At 72.7% G+C, this 16,685-nt stretch carries 11 protein-coding genes; 4 read left to right on the top strand and 7 right to left on the bottom strand.

Annotated elements, in window-relative coordinates; translation table 11 throughout:
* Window positions 1-30: 30 nt before the first annotated feature.
* Window positions 31-1,053 carry a phosphotransferase family protein gene (locus NQZ70_RS20780; RefSeq protein WP_272828933.1) on the top strand — a complete coding sequence of 341 codons (1,023 nt, stop codon included), beginning with the start codon at window positions 31-33 and terminating at the stop codon, window positions 1,051-1,053.
* Here NQZ70_RS20780 and NQZ70_RS20785 read toward each other — a convergent pair.
* Window positions 1,022-1,669 carry a histidine phosphatase family protein gene (locus tag NQZ70_RS20785; protein ID WP_129575762.1) on the bottom strand — a complete coding sequence of 216 codons (648 nt, stop codon included), beginning with the start codon at window positions 1,667-1,669 and terminating at the stop codon, window positions 1,022-1,024. The genes NQZ70_RS20780 and NQZ70_RS20785 overlap by 32 nt on opposite strands.
* 170 nt (window positions 1,670-1,839) lie before the next feature.
* Window positions 1,840-2,361: an HPF/RaiA family ribosome-associated protein gene (locus NQZ70_RS20790; RefSeq protein WP_129575763.1), complete on the bottom strand. Its 522-nt coding sequence runs from the start codon at window positions 2,359-2,361 to the stop codon at window positions 1,840-1,842.
* 480 nt (window positions 2,362-2,841) lie between these two features.
* On the opposite strand from NQZ70_RS20790, the gene NQZ70_RS20795 reads away from it, so the two are divergent.
* Both NQZ70_RS20795 and NQZ70_RS20800 read left to right on the top strand, forming a co-directional pair.
* Complete coding sequence (locus tag NQZ70_RS20795; RefSeq protein WP_129575764.1) at window positions 2,842-3,990, top strand: polysaccharide pyruvyl transferase family protein; 1,149 nt, start codon at window positions 2,842-2,844, stop codon at window positions 3,988-3,990.
* 16 nt (window positions 3,991-4,006) lie between these two features.
* Window positions 4,007-5,575, top strand: coding sequence for an FAD-dependent oxidoreductase (locus NQZ70_RS20800; protein ID WP_129575765.1), 1,569 nt, complete (start codon window positions 4,007-4,009; stop codon window positions 5,573-5,575).
* 20 nt (window positions 5,576-5,595) lie between these two features.
* Here the strand turns inward: NQZ70_RS20800 and NQZ70_RS20805 are convergent, their stop codons facing one another.
* From NQZ70_RS20805 to norR, 3 genes are all read right to left on the bottom strand, one after another.
* Window positions 5,596-6,942, bottom strand: coding sequence for a DUF1552 domain-containing protein (locus tag NQZ70_RS20805; protein ID WP_129581469.1), 1,347 nt, complete (start codon window positions 6,940-6,942; stop codon window positions 5,596-5,598).
* 562 nt (window positions 6,943-7,504) lie between these two features.
* Window positions 7,505-8,815 (bottom strand): sorbosone dehydrogenase family protein, encoded by a 1,311-nt coding sequence (locus NQZ70_RS20810; RefSeq protein ID WP_237245468.1) that lies wholly within the window; start codon window positions 8,813-8,815, stop codon window positions 7,505-7,507.
* 229 nt (window positions 8,816-9,044) lie between these two features.
* On the bottom strand, window positions 9,045-10,613 hold the full coding sequence (gene norR / locus NQZ70_RS20815) for a nitric oxide reductase transcriptional regulator NorR (protein ID WP_129575766.1): 1,569 nt from the start codon (window positions 10,611-10,613) through the stop codon (window positions 9,045-9,047).
* A gap of 205 nt (window positions 10,614-10,818) precedes the next feature.
* Here norR and NQZ70_RS20820 point away from each other — a divergent pair, with 205 nt between their 5' ends.
* A complete protein-coding gene (locus NQZ70_RS20820; protein WP_129575767.1) occupies window positions 10,819-13,137 on the top strand; it encodes a nitric-oxide reductase large subunit in 2,319 nt (772 codons plus the stop codon).
* A 161-nt stretch (window positions 13,138-13,298) separates the two neighbouring features.
* Here NQZ70_RS20820 and NQZ70_RS20825 read toward each other — a convergent pair whose 3' ends face one another.
* Both NQZ70_RS20825 and NQZ70_RS20830 read right to left on the bottom strand, forming a co-directional pair.
* The gene (locus NQZ70_RS20825) at window positions 13,299-13,682 is read right to left on the bottom strand and encodes a hypothetical protein (protein ID WP_129575768.1); all 384 of its coding nucleotides are present in this window, start codon (window positions 13,680-13,682) and stop codon (window positions 13,299-13,301) included.
* 92 nt (window positions 13,683-13,774) lie between these two features.
* On the bottom strand, window positions 13,775-16,684 hold the full coding sequence (locus NQZ70_RS20830) for a biotin/lipoyl-containing protein (RefSeq protein ID WP_129575769.1): 2,910 nt from the start codon (window positions 16,682-16,684) through the stop codon (window positions 13,775-13,777).
* Window position 16,685: the final 1 nt, after the last annotated feature.

Here is a 16,685-nt window from a genome sequence, read left to right on the forward strand (position 1 = left end):
CGTCGCATCGTCGGGTCCGGGAGGTGATCGATGACGCGAGGTGCCCTGGATCCCGCCGCGGTGGCGGCCTTTCTCGTCGCGCGCCACGGCGACGCCGCCAGCGGCGCGGCCGTCGAGGTGCGCCCGCTGCAGGGCGGGCTCTGCTCGGAGGTCGCGCTGATCACCGCGCAGCTGCGCGGCGGCCCGGGGGAGCGCCGGGTCGCGCTCGTGGCCAAGCTCGTGCACGGCGTCGCCGCGCGCGAGGCGGCCGTCTACCGGCGGCTCTCGAGGTCGGTCGCGCGGCGCTTCTCGCCCGAGCTGCTCGGCGCGGAGCGGCTCGGTCGCGGGCGCTGGCTGCTCTACCTCGAGCGGATCGAGCCGGCGCACGCCTGGCCCTGGGCCGACGGCGGGCACACGGCCCAGGTGCTCGAACGGCTGGCGCGCCTCCACGCGGAGACGGCGCCGGGCGCCTCCCTGCCGGCGTGGGACTACGAGGCCGAGAACCTGGCCGTGGCGCGGGGCACCCTCTCGCTGGCCGAGCGCCTGCCCCGCGGCGAGGTCCCGGCGCTCGCGCGGTCGCTGCCCGCGCTGCGGCGGGTCGTGGCGGCGCTGCCCGCGATGCGCCGCGAGCTCCTCGAGTTCCAGCCGCTCGGCCGCGCGGTGATCCACGGCGACGTGCACCCGGGGAACGTCATGGTCCGCCGGCGCGACGGCGTCGCGGAGCCGGTGCTGCTCGACTGGGCGCGCGCGCGGATCGGCTCGCCGCTGGAGGACGTGAGCTCGTGGCTCCAGGCCCTCGGCTACTGGGAGCCGGAGGCGCGGCGCCGGCACGACACGCTGCTCACCGGCTACCTCTCGGCGCGCGGCCTCGCCCCCGCGCTGACCCGGCCGCTGCGCGACGCTTACTGGTTCGCGGCCGCGTCGAACGCGCTCGCGGGCGCGCTCGGGTACCACCTCGCCATGGCGTGCCGCGCGAGCGATCCCGGCGCGACGCCGGGCGCGCGCGCGGCCGCGGCCCGGAACGCGGCGGACTGGCTGCGCGTCATCCGCCGGGCCGACGCGTGCTGGCGCTGACGTGCTCGCGGTCGTCGAAGCGCAGGAGGACGCCGCGGTCGCCCTGCCACGCGAGCGACGTGAGGCTGGCGTTGCCCGGTCGGAACGGCTCCCAGCGCGCGGCCGGGACGCCGTGCAGCGCCCCGAGGATCTGGCCGATGACGCCCGCGTGGGTGACCACGAGCACGCGCTGCCCCGGGTGCGCCGCGGCGATCGCGCCGATCGCCGCGAGGGAGCGCGCGCGGAGCTCGCGGTAGCTCTCCCCGCCCGGCCAGCGGAAGTCGTCGTCGTCCTGGCGCAGGTTCGCCTCCCAGAGCGCGGCGTGGCGCGCCTTGACCTCCTCGATGGGCGCGCCGTCCACGTCACCGCAGCCGATCTCGCGCAGGCCGTCGTGCGTGCGGACCGGGCCCCACGCGCCGGCCGCGATCCGCGCCGTCTCGAGCGCGCGGCTCAGCGGGCTCGCGTACACGGCGTCGAACGCCGGGCCTCGGGCCAGGCGGCGGCCCAGCGCCTCGGCCTCCTCGCGCCCCCGCGCGTCGAGCGGCGTGTCGGTCCACCCGCTCATCGGCGAGGCGGTACCGGCGCGGTTGCCGGCGGTGCGGCCGTGGCGCACGAGGACAAGGAGGCAGGGTCGCATGGTCCTGGGGAGCGGGGGCGCTCGGCCAGGAGGCTAGCGTGCGCCGCGGCCCGATCGAGCGCCGCGCGGGCGGGGCGGGCGCAGCGCTGCGCCGCGGTCGTCCGGCCGCGCGCTCGCACGCGCCCGGCTCGTTCCGGCCGGGCGGGGCCACCCAGCTTGGCGCGCAACGATTACACGGCCGAGCTGCGGGTGCGGGGCGTGGCCGGTTCACGCGCTGGCTCGCTCCCCCGCCTCGGCGTTCGGCGCGTGCGTACGAGCGGGCGGGAAGCTCTTCCGTGCAGCGGCTTCATGCGCGCACGCCCGACGCGCGACCGCACGGCCGGCTCGATCCTGGAGAGGGCGCCATCGATCGCGGCTCGCTTCGACTCATCTCGATGCTCGGCGACGACGCTCGGCAGCCCGGACAGGACCACCTTGATCCGGCAGATCTTGTCGATTCCTCCACGCGGCCCGTTGGTGTCCGTCAGGCGAACGCTGATGCGTTCGATGGATGTACCGAACTTGCTGAGCCTCCTGCCCAGCTTGAGGCGGATGTACTCCCGGTCCGTGGGATCGAGGTCCACCCCGATCGTGCGCACGTGGGCAGGCGGCTGCCCGCGGGAGCTCCCGGTCCGCTTGACGGGCCGCGGGAGCTCGGCCGGCAGCGCTGCCCGAGACTTGCTCGTCGCCACCTTGCGAGTTCGATCAGCCATGATGAGTCCCCCGCAGCTTGCGGGGAGCGCTGCCTCGACGGGAGCGCGGCATGCGCCTCACCACCGGGCCGAGCTCAGCGCCCGAGCCGAGCTCAGCCACGAGCTGATTCCGTGGGAGGCCGGCTATCGCAGGCGTCCACGCCGGCGGATCGCTCGCGGGAAAGGACTGCTGACAGGCCTCGTCCACGACATCGGTGTCACGCAGGGGCCTGGCCGGCAGGCCCGCTTTTCCAGCCTGCCCGGCGCGCGGCTCCTCGCCCCGACGCCGCTCGTCGCCCGGCGCTTCTGCGTCAATCCGGGCCACCCGCCGCTGCGTGCCCCCCATGGCGCGTCCTCCGCGCATGACATTGCGCCTCGCCGCCGCGGTGGCAAGCTCTTTCGCGACCTCGCAGACCATCTCGGACAGCCGAGCTGGCGGCGGATACCGGAGGGCCGCGCTCGCCCGCCGCGCCGGCGCGGCGCTCGGTGGAGGAGCGCACGATGGACAAGGCGAACCGACCGTTCCGAATCGGTATTTCAGGGTCCTACGGCGGCATGAACCTGGGCGACGAGGCCATCCTCGACGGCATCGTCTCGCAGCTCCGGGAGTCGGTTCCAGCGGAGATCACCGTGTTCTCGATGTGCCCGGAGGACACGAGGATCCGCCACCGGGTGGAGCGCGCCGTCGCCGTCCGCAACCTCACGCGAAAGGAAGCGGCCGCCGAGGTCGAGCGGCTCGATCTCTTGATCCTCGGCGGGGGCGGCATCCTCTACGACCAGGACGCGGCGCTCTACCTGAGAGAGGTGTTCATGGCGCAAGAGCTCGGTGTTCCGGTGGTGATCTACGCCGTGAGCGCCGGGCCGCTGTCGGACCCGAGCGCGAAGCAAGCCGTGCGGGAGGCGCTGAACGCAGCGGACGTCATCACCGTACGCGACAAGCAGGGATATCGCCTGATCGAAGAGGCCGGGGTGGATCGCGAGATTCACCTCACCGCGGATCCGGCCCTGCTGCTGCGCGAGGAGCCTTTGCCGGTCGAGGCCATCCGGGCCGAGGGCGTCGAGTTCGAGCGGCACCTGGTCGGCTTCTCCGTCAGGGAGCCGGGCCCGGCGGCGCCCCACATCGACCCCGACGAATACTACAGCCTGCTCGCCAACGCGGCTGACTTCGTCGTCGAGCGGCTCGACGCCGACGTCGTGTTCGTGTCCATGGAACGGACGGACGTGCAGCACAGCCACGCCGTCGCCGCCCACATGAAGAACGCCGAACGGGCGGAGGTCCTGAGGCGCCGGTACACGCCGCAGCAGATCCTCGGCCTCGTGGGACACCTCGAGTTCGCGGTGGGCATGCGCCTCCACTTCCTCATCCTCTCGGCGCTCCGCGAGACCCCGTTCGTCGCGCTGCCCTACGCGGCCAAGGTCACGGGGTTCATCGAGGATCTCGAGATGGAGACGCCTCCGCTCGGCAGCATCAGCGCTGGTCAGCTCATCGCGAGGCTCGATCGCTCGTGGGACACGCGTCACGAGGTCCGCGCCAAGATCCGCCGGCTGCTCCCCGGCCTTCAGGCTCGGGCCAGGGAGACAAACCGGTTCGTCACCGAGATCCTCGCGCAGCGAGCCCCGGCGGCGCAGCTCGAGCGGAAGAGCGCGTGAGCGCGAGGAGCGCGCGATGGACGTGATCCGGACCGACGTGGCCGTCATCGGCGGAGAGCTCGGCGGCTGCGCGGCCGCGCTGGCGTTGGCCCGGATGGGCCGCCGTGTCGTCCTGACGGAGGCGACGCGCTGGCTTGGAGGCCAGCTCACGAACCAGGCGGTCCCTCCGGACGAGCACCCGTGGATCGAGGAGACCGGCGCGACCCGGAGCTACCGCGCGCTGCGCCAGGGGATCCGCGAGTATTACCGCAGGCACCTGCCCCTCGCCGCCTCGGCCAGGTCGCTCCCCGGGCTCAACCCCGGCAACGGCTGGGTCAGCCGCCTGTGCCACGATCCGCGGGTCGCGGTGGCCGTCCTGCGCGAGATGCTCGCGCCCCATCTGCTCAACGGGCGCCTCCGCGTGCTCCCTTCCCACCGGCCGATCTCGGCGTGGACGCACGGCGATCGGGTGACCGGCGTCCTGGTTCGAGGGCTTGAATCGGGGCGCAATTACCTCCTCGTCGCCGATCTCTTCATCGATGCCACGCCGCACGGCGAGCTCCTCGCGCTCGCGGGCGTGGAGCACGCGCTCGGGGCGGAGTCGCGGGCGGAGACGGGGGAGCCGCACGCCGCCGAGCGCGCGGATCCGGGGGCCCAGCAGGCGATCACCGTATGTTTTGCGATGGAGCACCTCCCGGGGGAGGACCATACCATCGACAGGCCCTGTCAATACGAGCTCTGGCGCTCTCTCCGGCCGCCCGGCTGGCCGGGCTGCCTGCTGGACTGGACGGCGGTTCGTCCCGAGACGCACGAGCCGCTGACTCGGGGTCTGTTCGTCGCGGACGACGGGCATCCGTGGTGGACCTTCCGGCGGATCCTCGACAGAACGGTCTTCGAGGCGGGGTTCGCGCCGAGCGACGTTACCATCGTCAACTGGCCGCAGAACGATTACTGGTTCGGGCCCGTCTGCGGCGTCGACGAGGTGGAGGCCGCGCGGAACCTGGACGCGGCGCGGCAGCTCAGCCTGAGCCTTCTGTACTGGATGCAGACCGAAGCGCCTCGCCCCGACGGCGGGGTCGGCTACCCGGGCTTGCGGCTCCGCGGGGACGTGGTCGGCGGCACGGCCGACGGCCTCGCGCCGGCGCCCTACATCCGCGAGTCCCGCCGGATCCGGGCCGAGCTCACGGTGCTCGAGCAGCACATCGCCTATCCGCTCCGGCCCGACGGCCCTGCGACGTTCGAAGAGAGCGTGGGCATCGGGTGTTATCGCATCGACCTGCATCCGCGCGTCGGGGGCGCGGGGTACCTCGACCTCGGCTGCTGGCCGTTCCAGATCCCGCTGGGGTCGCTGATCCCGGTGCGGGTGGAGAATCTCTTGCCGGGCGGCAAGGCCCTCGGCGTTACCCACATCACCAACGGCGCCTTCCGGGTCCATCCGGTGGAGTGGAGCGTGGGTGAGGCCGCGGGGCTGCTCGCCGCGTTCTGCCTGGAGCGCCATGTGCCGCCGCGGCAGGTGCGCGCCCGGGGGTCGCTTCGCGAGGAGCTCCAGGCGCTCTTGGTCCGCGAGGGCATCGAGCTGGCCTGGCCGGCGCTGATGCCCGTGTGAGCCGGCATCGCGGGAAATGCCTACGTGAGGTTCGTGAGCGGCCCGGTGCAGTACTCCGGCGAGCCGAACCTGGTCCGGGGGTCGCCGAACAGGTTCAAGATCGAGACGAGCAGATTGTTGTGCGGGAGGCTCGGGTACTGGACCCAGCGCCCGGTGCGCAGGCCCCCGCCGCCGCCAGCCAGCAGGAACGGCATGTCCTTCTTCGCGTGGGCCGCCGGATCCGAGATCTCGGAGCCGAAGAAGACGACGCTCTCGTCGAGCAGCGAGCGCCCGCCCATGTCGACCTTCTCCATCTCCTGCAAGAGATAGAGGTGCTGCTGCGAGTACCAGGTGTGGATGCGCGCGCACTCGACCGGCCTGTAGCCGCCGTTGTGCTGGTAGAAATGGTGGTTCTCGGTCAGGTTCAGCCACGGCAACGTGTGCTTCGCCTCGGTGTCGCTCCACTGCAGGGTGCCGACCGCGGTGATGTCGCAGGCGAGCGCCATCACCAGCATGTCCGTCATCAGCTTGCCCACCTTGGGGATGGCCGCGTCGGTCGAGGCGTCCACGATCGTGCCGTCATCGCTCGAGTTGAGCCCCGAGCTCGGGTCGTAGTCGGACGTGTCGACCCCCGTCAGGACCCGGCAAGCGCCCGCCGCAGCCGGCGTGCTGCCGAGGCTCTGCTCGATCTCGCGGATCTTCGTCAGATGCTGGTCGAGCTTCTGCTTGTCGGCCGCGCCGAGCCGCGCGGAGAGGGCGGCGTAGCGCCCGTCGAGGAAGTCGAGTATCGAGCGCTTCCGCGCGAGGCGGAGGGCGGCGTCGTCGCTGGCGCCGGGGTTCAGCGTGCCGAAGAGCTCGGTGAAGATCTGCACCGGATCGAGGCGCGGCGGGATGGGGCTGTACGGCGCGGTCTCCTCGAAATTGACGACGTTCATCGGCGACATCAGGCCGTGGGACTTGCCCGTCGCCCAGCGCACCGCGAGCTGGATGCTCGCCTTCGCCTTCCGACCGGCGGAGATCCGTGAGGCGATCACCTGATCGATGGACGGCCCCCTCCCGTAGCCGCCGTTGTTCGCGCCCTCCTGCTCCGTGCCCGTGAGCCAGGCGATGATCCCGCACTGGTGCTGCTCCCCGCGCGCGCTCTTCATGTCGAGGCCGTCGACGACGAGCAGCCGGTCCTGCACCGGCGCGAGCGGCGCCAGGATGGGGCCCAGGGTGAAGCTCGTCTCGGTGCCGGTCGGACGCCAGCGGTCGATCACGGTCCCGCCGGGCGTGTAGACGGCGAGGAAGCGCCGGGCGGGGGCGGGTTGCGCGCGCGCCGGGCGCTCGGCTCCCATGATCTCCAGCCACGGGAGCGCGACGGCGATGGCGCCGGCGCCTCGCAGCACGGCACGTCGGCTCAAGCGGAATTTCGACATACGCCTCGCTCCTGTCAGGCAGCCATGTAGAGGAAACCGTCCGTCCGGGTGAGCTCGACGAGGAGCCGCAGGCTCGTGACTCGAGGACCAGAGTTCGTCGTCGCGCCTCGCCCGCCCCGGGCACGCCGAGGTTCCGTCATTCAACAACAGACTTTACGAACTGACCAGAGGATTGTGGTACGGGCCCACCAGACCGCCTTTGATGCGTGGATAAGTGGTTGAACTCGCGTCGCTTTTCCGGGAGGTGGTGGACCGCATGAGAGAGTTCCGCCAGCTACAGCATGGCTGTACGAGGCGCGAGCAGCGGCGAGGGCTCGACGTTTCGGACGCCGTTTGCGTCGCAGAGCCCCCTGCTTCGCGCGGGACGCGGCTCTTGCCGGCGCCGGCGCGCGGCCGCCACCGGCGTGCTCGCGGGCCTCGCCCTCGCGCGCCAGGCCGAGGCGGTCGACTTGCGGGACGGGAGGGACGCGACCTCGCTAGCTCACGGCGGGGCTCCTGTCGGCGGCCGTGCGGGGGCGGTTCTGAGGCCGCCTCACTTGCCGTAAGCCACCCGCCACACGGTGTTGCTCTGGTCGTCGCTGACCAGCAGCGCGCCGTCCTTGGCCACCGCGAGGCCGACCGGGCGGCCCCACACGTCGCCGGTCCTCGTGACGAAGCCGGTCATGAAGTCCTCGTAGTACCCCTCCGCCTTGCCGTCCTTGACCGGGATGCGGATCACCTTGTAGCCGGTGCGCCGCGAGCGGTTCCACGAGCCGTGCTCCGCGGCGAAGATGTGGCCCCGGTAGTCGGCCGGGAACTGCTGGCCCGTGTAGAAGCAGAGATCGAGCGACGCCGAGTGCGACTGGATCAGCACGTCCGGCACGAGGACCTTGTCCCTCAGCTCGGGGCGCTTGCCCTGATGGCGCGGATCCTGGTTCGGGCCGAGGTAGTACCAGGGCCAGCCGTAGAAGCCGCCCTCTTGCACGCGCGTCACGTAATCGGGGACCAGGTTGTCGCCCAGCTCGTCGCGCTCGTTCACGCTGGTCCAGAGCGCGCCCGTCGACGGCTCGATGGCCAGCCCGACCGGGTTGCGGATGCCGGACGCATAGAGCGTCTCGTTCTTGCCGTCGGGCGTGAACGCCAGGATGCAGGCGCGGCGGTGCTCGTCCTCGTCGTCGTCGACGTTGGAGCGCGAGCCCACGGACACGAACATTCGCTGGTCATCCTTGCTGAAGGCGATATCGCGGGTCCAGTGGCCGCCGCCGCCGACCATCTCCTTGCCCGAAGGGATGTTGGTGACAAGCGGCTCGGCCGGCCCGCTGGCCTTCGTGTCGCCCGCCTTGTAAGGGAACCTCACCACGCTGTCGGTGTTCGCGATGTAGACGTGCGTCGGCGCGTCGGTGCCCGACGGATAGAAGGCGATGCCGAAGGGGCGGTCGAGATCCTCGGCGAACGCGCTGCGGGCTTCGGCCTTGCCGTCGCCGTCCGCGTCCCGGAGCACCGTCACCCGGTCCGCCCCGCTCTCGGCCACGAACACGTCGCCGTTCGGCGCCACCTGCAGGACGCGCGGCTCGTCCAGGCCCGTGGCGAGCTCGGTGACGGCGAATCCTGATGGCACTTTGGGGAATGCACCGGCTGGACGATCTGCCTTGCTCGGCCGGTTGACCACCGACTCGTCCTCGTTGGGCGGCGGGAGGTCAGCGACGGTGATCTTGCGTTTGACGCCCGGCGCGTCCGTGGTCCAGTCGCCCAGCGCGTCGGCGCCGGTGAGGACCCTGTCGGTGGGCGCCGGCTGCGGCGTGACCTCGGCGCGCTTGGGCGAGCACGCGGCCAGCGCGCCCGCGCCGGCGAGAGCCAACAGCACCTGAGCCAACCCGCGCCGGGCCCGCCGGCGGTCTGATCTTCGGTCGTCCATGGCCTGTGATTGCCATTCGGATCCTCCTCTGTCCACGGCTCCGTTCAACCATCGATCAACGACCGATGAGCCCGCCAATCTCCTCGCGCCGCAGGGGACGCCGTCCCTCGCGCGCCTCACCGGGGCTCCCCCCGGGACTCGGCCCCTTCCAGCGCGGCGGCCCCGCCGCAGGCGCGCCTCACCGCAGCCCGAGCCGCTTCGCGAGGTGGTGCAGGTTGCTGCGGTGCATCCCGAGGGCCCGCGCCGCGGCGGCCCAGTTGCCGTCGTGCTGCGCCACGGCCTTCTCGATGAGGTCGCGCTGGTAGGCGTCGACCCGCTCGTGCAGCGTCGCCCCCGCCGAGGGCGGCGCCTCGCCGCCGTCGCCCTCGGCGTCCTTCTCCCCCTCGACCGGGGGCGCCGCCGCCGCCGCCGCGAGGCTCCCGCCGAGGTGCGCCGGCTGCAGCACGACCGGCGCCCCGCGGGGCGCGCCGCGCGACGCCTGCAGCACCATGCGAAACACCGTGTTCTCCAGCTCTCGCACGTTGCCCGGCCAGGCGCCCTGGACGAGCAGCTCGCGCGCCGCGCGCGAGATCCGCACCGGGCCCACGCCGAGCCGCGCGCGCGCCGCCTCGCAGAAATGGCCGGCGAGCAGCGGGATATCGCTCCTCCGCTCGCGCAGCGGCGGCACCGCCAGGCGAACCACGTTGAGCCGGTGGAACAGGTCGGCCCGGAAGCGCCCCTCGGCCACCTCCTTCTCGATATCGCGGTTCGTGGCCGCCACGATCCGGACGTCGACGCGCAGCGACCGGTCCGCGCCGACCCGCTGCACCTCGCCCTCCTGCAGCGCGCGCAGCAGCTTCGGCTGGATCGACAGCGGCAGCTCGCCGATCTCGTCGAGGAACAGCGTGCCCCCATCGGCCACCTCCAGCTTGCCGGGCCGGTGCCGCTCCGCCCCGGTGAACGCGCCGCGCACGTGCCCGAACAGCTCGCTCTCGGCCACCGACGCGGGCAGCGCCGCGCAGTTCACGTAGAGCAGCGGCTCGCCCCGCCGCCGCGACGCCGCGTGCACCGCCCGCGCCGCGAGCTCCTTGCCCGCGCCCGTCTCGCCGGTGATCAGCACCGTGAGATCCGACGGCCCCACGAGCGCGATCTCGTCCCGCAGCCGCTGCATCGCCGGGCTCGTCCCGAGCAGGCCGGCGCCCCGCTCCCGCTCCGCCGCCCGCCGGAGATCCTCCGCGACGAGGCCGAGCCGCTCCGCGCTGTGCTCCAGCGCGTCGATGAGCTGGCTCGTGCGCATCGCCGCGCCCGCGAGCGCGCCAAGCCACGAGAGCGTCGCCGCGTCGACGCCCTCGAAGGCGCGCGGATCCAGCGCGTCGGCCGTCAAGAGCCCGACGAGCGCGCCCTCGACCCGCAGCGGGCAGCCGAGGCACGCGTGCACGTGCGCGAGCGACGTGGCGTCCGAGGCGAGCAGCCCGTCGAACGGATCCGGAAGATCGGAGTCCGGCGGGAAGCGCACCGGCCCCTCCGCGCGGCAGAGGATGTCGAGCCGCGGGTGCGCCTGGGCGCAAAACGTGCGCCCCAGCGCCTCCGGCGCGAGCCCGTGCGCCGCGAGCGGCACCAGCGCGCCGTCGTCGTACCGCATCAGGCACGCCGCGTCGCACGGCACCACCTGCCGCACCGCCTCGAGCAGGCGCCGGTAGCGATCCTCGGCCCCCAGCGACGTCGTGAGATCCAGCGCCACCGACAGCAGCGCCTCCAGGCTCGGCATGTTGTCCCATGTACAACGTCGTTGCGGTTTCGACAACGCCGGCCCGTTGCGGAAAGCGCAACATGGGCCGCCTGGACCCACGAAATGAAAGGGGGAAGGGGAGAGGCACGCCGCCTGCTTGAGGGCCCGGTGTCACGACCGGAGCCCGGAGCCGCGCCGCGGAGGCGCGGGCGCGCCTCGGGCTGGCGCGAACAACGAGGTCGATATGCATAGCCTACGACGACTCTGGCTGGCGCTCGCCGCCGTCATCACCCTTGGATTCTTGATCCTCGGCTTCATGGGCCGGGAGGTGTACCGCAAGGCCCCGCCGATCCCCGAGGCCGTGCGGACCCCGTCCGGCCGGGTGCTGCTCACGAAGGACGATATCCTCGACGGGCAGCTGGTCTATCAGAGCATCGGCGGACAGCAGGTCGGCAGCGTCTGGGGGCACGGCGCTTACCAGGCGCCGGACTGGTCGGCCGACTGGCTCCATCGCGAGGCCGAGGCGCTCCTCTCGATCTGGAGCCGGCGAGAGCACGGCGCCCCGTTCGCGGCGCTGCCCGACGAGGCGCAGGCCGCGCTCAAGGCGCGGCTCCAGCGGACGATGCGCGACAGCGCCGTCGACCCGGCGACCGGGGCGCTCACGATCTCCGAGGATCGCGCGCTGGCGATCGAGGAGACCGCGGCGCACTACCGCGCGCTCTTCGGCGACGAGCCGGGCCTCACCGGCCTGCGCGAGAGCTACGCGCTGCACACGGGCGCGGTCCCCGACGCGGGGCGGCGCGACAAGCTGACGGCGTTCTTCTTCTGGACCTCGTGGGCCTGCGCCGCGGAGCGCCCCGGCACCGGCGCGAGCTACACGAACAACTGGCCTCACGAGCCGCTCATCGGCAACGTCCCCACGGCCCCCAACGTCGTCTGGTCGGTCGCGAGCATCGTGCTCTTGCTCGCGGGGATCGGCGCCCTCGTGTGGTACAACGCCTTCCGCCGCGGCGAGGACGCGGCCGCCCCCGCGCCGGCGCGCGATCCGCTGGCCGGCTGGGTGCTCACCCCGTCGATGCGGGCCGTCGGCAAGTACTGTGTCGTCGTGGTCGCGCTGCTCGCGCTCCAGGTCGCGCTCGGCGCGCTGACCGCGCATTACACGGTCGAGGGACACGAGGTCTTCGGATTGCCGGTCGCCGACTACTTGCCTTACGCGGTGACGCGCACCTGGCACGTCCAGCTCGGCGTCTTCTGGATCGCGACCGCGTTCCTCGCGGCGGGGCTCTTCCTCGCGCCGGCGGTGGGCGGGCGAGAGCCGAGGGGGCAGCGGCTCGGCGTGAACGTCCTCTTCGGGGCGCTCGTCCTCGTCGTCTTCGGCTCGCTCGCCGGAGAGTGGCTGTCGATCAAGCAGCGCTTCGCGCTCGAGGCGTCCTTCTGGTTCGGGCACCAGGGGTACGAGTACGTCGACCTCGGCCGCGCCTTCCAGATCGCGCTCTTCGGCGGCCTCGCGCTCTGGCTCTTCCTGATGCTGCGCGCCCTCTGGCCCGCCCTCGCGCGGCGCGACGTGAGCCGGCACATCGTGCTGCTCTTCACCGGCGCGACGGTGGCGATCGGCATGTTCTACGGCGTGGGCCTGTTCTACGGCGCGAAGACGCACCTGTCGGTCATGGAATACTGGCGCTGGTGGGTCGTGCACCTCTGGGTCGAGGGGTTCATGGAGGTCTTCGCCACGGCGGCGATCGCGTTCCTGTTCACGCGGCTCGGGCTCGTGCGGCCCGACAGCGCGGCGCGGGCCGCGATCCTGTCGACCTGCATCTTCCTCGTCTCGGGCATCCCCGGCACGTTCCACCACCTGTACTTCAGCGGCACGCCGGTCTCGGTGATGGCCGTCGGCGCGAGCTTCAGCGCCCTGGAGGTGGTGCCGCTCGTCCTCGTCGGGATGGAGGCGCACGAGACGTGGCGGATGCAGCACCGGAGCGCGTGGATGCAGGCCTATCGCTGGCCCATCCAGTTCTTCGTCGCGGTCGCGTTCTGGAACTTCGTGGGCGCGGGGGTGTTCGGGTTCCTCATCAACCCGCCGATCGCCCTCTATTACATGCAGGGCCTGAACACGACGCCCGTGCACGCGCACGCCGCCCTCTTCGGCGTCTACGGGCTGCTCTCGCTCGGCCTCGTGCTCGTGATGCTCCGCCGGCTGCGCCCCGACGCGGTCTGGAACGAGGCGCGGCTCCAGGTGGCGTTCTGGGGGATGAACGTTGGGCTCGGGCTGATGATCCTCCTGAGCCTGCTGCCGATCGGCCTCGCGCAGGCGTGGGCCAGCGTCGACCGCGGGCTGTGGTACGCGCGGAGCGCGGAGTTCCTGCAGCAGCCGCTGCTCGAGGCGCTGCGGTGGATGCGCCTCGTCGGGGACAGCGTGTTCATCGCCGGCGTCGTGGCCTTCGTGGCGTTCGTCGCGGGGCTCTGGACGCGGCGGCCGGCGGGCGCCGCCTCGGCGAAGCCCGCGGCGCCCGGCGAGGCGGCGGCGATGGCCGCGCCCGCCGCGAGCCGCGCGCCGGCGGCCTGAGGCGCCCGAGCTGCTGTGCACGACGAGGCGCGCTGCCGGCGGAGGGGGGGCCGCCGGCGCGCGAGGCGGCGAGCGGCGCTCCTTGGCCGCCGATATTCACGGATCCAAGGGACCGCCTTCGCGCCGCAGTCAGCCTGCGGGGAAGGCGGAGGACCTGCCCTTCAGAACAGCAGCCGAACGCCTCCGCCGAGCGGGCCGATGTGCAGCTCGGCCCGGGTCTTCGCGCGATCGCTCTGGATCTGCCCCGTGATCCAGAGCGGTATGCCGGTGACGGCCATCGCGCCTCCGAGGCTCATGAGCACGGTGGGAAAGACCCACGCCTTCGACGCGCAGCCGCAGAGATCCTCGCCGCGCGGCCGGGTGAGGAAGTACATCCCCGCTCCGACGGAGCCGAGGACCAATCCGCCGACGGAGAGGCCGACGCCCACGTCGCGCCGGGTGGTGTCGACCGGGGGAAGGGGCGCGGCTTGCTCGGCCCGCGCGTCGCCCGCGAGGAGCGCGTTGCCCGCGAAGAGCACGATCGACCCGAGCGCGGCGAATCGCATGCCTGCGAGGATCCCTGGTCCCGGCGCGCCCGTCAAGGCGAGCCACGGAGAGGGCGCCCCGCGCCGGGGAGGGCGCCGCGGCGCTCTCTCCCTCAGGGCCCCTCCGGATCGAAGATGGCGTCGACATATCGCATCGTCTGCTCGCGCCGGCGGCGCTTGCGCTCGGCCGCGTCCTCCTCGACGTGCGCCTCGTCCGGCCTCACGCGGAAGAGCGGCTGCCCCTTCTGCACGATCGTCCCCTCGCCGCCGTCGATGAGCACCTCCTCGATCGTGCCCGAGAACGGCGCGAGCACCTTGTTGAACATCTTCATCACCTCGAGGACGTACAGCGGATCACCGGCCTCGAAATGGCTGCCCTTCGTCACGAACGGCGGCCGATCCGGCGCCTCCTGCGCGTAGAACATGCCGCCGGTGACCGCGACGATCTCGTTCGCCCGCGTGGCGGGCGGCGGCGCGAGGACCTTGCGCATCCGGGCCGCGAGCTCCCGGTCGAGCAGGCGCTCGGGGATGACGACCTCGCCGTCCTCGCGCACCCGGAGCTCGAAGAAGCGCGCGGCGTCGCCCGCGAGGACCAGCGCGTCGAGGAGCTCCAGCCCCGCCTGGAAGCCGAGGTGCGCGCCGCGGACCCGACGCCAGAGCTCGCCGTCCCAGCCGGGGGGCGCGGCGGGCTGCGACAGGGCCTCTCGCAGCGCAGGCCACGACGGCGCGCCGCCCGCCTGGCCGATCCGCTCGCCGAGGCGCCGGTAAAAGCCGAGCGCGCGCGAGAGGAGCGCCTCGTCGTGATCCCAGATCACGTGGGCCGCGGGGGCGTGCGGCTGCGGCGTCATGTTGAGCAGCCAGTACGTGTCCGCCAGCACCTCGACCGGGTTCTTGAGCCAGCGCACCCGCCCGGGCCGGACCTCGAACGACCCCAGGTTCCGGCTGAGCCACGCCGACAGGAGGTGCGGCTCCGCGCAGATCCGCTCCACGGGGCGGCGCACGAGCGTGTCCTTGAGCGCAAACACCTTCTTGAGCCCCGCCTCCGCGCCGTCCCCGGCCCGCGACGCCAGCCGGCGCTCGTGGCGGGCGCCGAGCTCGGCCCACATCGCGTCGAAATCGAGGCCTCCGAGCTCCACCGAGAGCTGGCCGACCAGCGTGAGGTACGGGACCACGAAGCGCGTCGTCGGCTTCGCCCACACGTCCCGCGCCAGGAACCAGTGCACGAGCCCGTAATGAAACAGGAGGTTCGTGTGGAGATCGCTGCCCCGCAGCGTCGTCGTGCGCAGGATCTCGCAGAGCCGCAGGTACGCCTCCTCGCGGGAGCCGCCGTAGGTCACGAGGAGCGCGATGTTGCTGTCGTACGCGCCCGCGAGCCGGTAATGCATGAACACCCCGGTGTCGGGGTTCTTCGCGCAGATGCCCTGATCGTCGCGGATCTCGTGCGGGTGCGGATCGCTCCAGGAGACGATGACGCCGCCCGCGTGCGGCTCCAGCGCGCCGTTCGTGGCGTTGAGGCGCGCCTCCACCGCGGACCCCTCGCGCCGGACGCGGACCGGCCGGGGCAGCCGCTCGCCGTGGCGCGCGAGCAGGACCATGCACTCGATGAGCGACGTCACCTCGAACGCGTCGGCCGGATCGGCCGGGTTCTCGAAGCGGAGGGCATAACAGAGCTCCGACACCCGGTGCTCGACCTGGATCCGGGTGTTGACCTCCATGAAGTAATGGTGATCGCCCTCGACGATGCACTCGAACGTCGAGGCCGAGTTCAGCCCCACCGCGAGCCCGAACCGCTCCGCCTCGGCCTCCATCCGGGCGAGCGAGGCGAGCTCGCGCTCGAGCGACGCCGCGCGCCGGTCGTCGCCGGCGGCGCGCGCCCGCTCGATCGCCTCGCGGAGCCCCTCCTGCGTGATCGCCACCTCGAGCAGCTTCTGCTCGTGCATCTGGAGCGAGCAGTCGCGCCCGCCCAGCGCGACGCACCACGCGCCGTTGCCGATCAGCTGGATCTCGTTGTGCCGCGTCTCCTCGACGTTGAGCTCGAGCAGGATGTTCTTGTTGTCGCCGACGCCCGCGGCCTTCACCTCCGCGAGGACCTCCCGCGCCAGCGCGGGGACCTCGGCCGCCCGCGCGCGCGCCGCGGCCTCGGGCTCCGCCGCGCCCTGCGCGACGCCGGCGAGGAGCCGCTGCCCCTTGCCGCCGCCGCCGCCGATGGCTTTGAGCCGGATCCGCCGCCCCGGGTGGCGGGCGAGGAGCTCGGCCGCGCCCCGCTCGAGCTCCGCGCAGAGCTCGTCGGTCGTGTAGAGGTCCACGCGCGCCGCGTAGGCCGCCGCGAGCAGCGCGTCCGCCGCCTCGGCGAGCGGGACGCCCTCGGCGAGCCGCGCCGCGGCCCCCGGGTCGCGCAGCAGCCCGCGCCCCTCCGCGGCCGCGCGCAGGCCCGCGTGATCGGGCCATTTGCGGAGCACGATCCGCCGGGTCGCGTCGTCGATGCCGGGCGTCACGCTGACCGCGGTCGCGAGCGCCGTGCGCTTCGCCTCGTCCTTGAGCCCGGCCGCGCGCTGGACCGACGAGCGGGGGCCGATGAAGACGAGCCCCGCCTCCTCGAGCGTGCGCACGAACTCCTCGTCTTCGGCCATGAAGCCGTACCCCGCGAACACGTGCGTGTAGCCGCCGGCCCGGGCGATCGTGACGATCTCGTGCATCAGCTTGACGCGCTCGTCCTTGGTCGCGCCGGTATAGTCCTTGACCCGGTGCACGCGCGCCGGGTGGATGCAGCGCAGCTCGGGCGCCAGCGCGTGCGTGTAGACGATCGAGTCCTTCTCCGAGAGGAGGATGCCGTAATGCTCGATCCCCATCTGGGCGAAGACGTCCATCGCCTCCTTGCGGATCGGCCCCCGGCCGACGATCAGCGGCCGCACGTCGTCGGCGGCGAAGGACCGCGCCCACGCCGAGCTCGATCGGCCGAGCCGGCGGTCGCGCACCACCATCGGATTGCGGTCGTAACCGCGCTTGCTCCCGAATCCATCCATG

Origin of the sequence: Sorangium sp. So ce836 (assembly GCF_028553905.1) — a bacterium.
In the GTDB taxonomy this organism is placed as follows: Bacteria; Myxococcota_A; Polyangia; order Polyangiales; family Polyangiaceae; genus Sorangium; species Sorangium cellulosum_D.

Coding starts and splice junctions, on each gene's coding strand:
- NQZ70_RS20800 (WP_129575765.1), top strand. CDS start 4,007: ATGGACGTGATCCGGACCGACGTGGCCGTCATCGGCGGAGAGCTCGGC.
- NQZ70_RS20825 (WP_129575768.1), bottom strand. CDS start 13,682: ATGCGATTCGCCGCGCTCGGGTCGATCGTGCTCTTCGCGGGCAACGCG.
- NQZ70_RS20830 (WP_129575769.1), bottom strand. CDS start 16,684: ATGGATGGATTCGGGAGCAAGCGCGGTTACGACCGCAATCCGATGGTG.
- NQZ70_RS20780 (WP_272828933.1), top strand. CDS start 31: ATGACGCGAGGTGCCCTGGATCCCGCCGCGGTGGCGGCCTTTCTCGTC.
- norR (WP_129575766.1), bottom strand. CDS start 10,613: ATGCCGAGCCTGGAGGCGCTGCTGTCGGTGGCGCTGGATCTCACGACG.
- NQZ70_RS20785 (WP_129575762.1), bottom strand. CDS start 1,669: ATGCGACCCTGCCTCCTTGTCCTCGTGCGCCACGGCCGCACCGCCGGC.
- NQZ70_RS20820 (WP_129575767.1), top strand. CDS start 10,819: ATGCATAGCCTACGACGACTCTGGCTGGCGCTCGCCGCCGTCATCACC.
- NQZ70_RS20790 (WP_129575763.1), bottom strand. CDS start 2,361: ATGGCTGATCGAACTCGCAAGGTGGCGACGAGCAAGTCTCGGGCAGCG.
- NQZ70_RS20795 (WP_129575764.1), top strand. CDS start 2,842: ATGGACAAGGCGAACCGACCGTTCCGAATCGGTATTTCAGGGTCCTAC.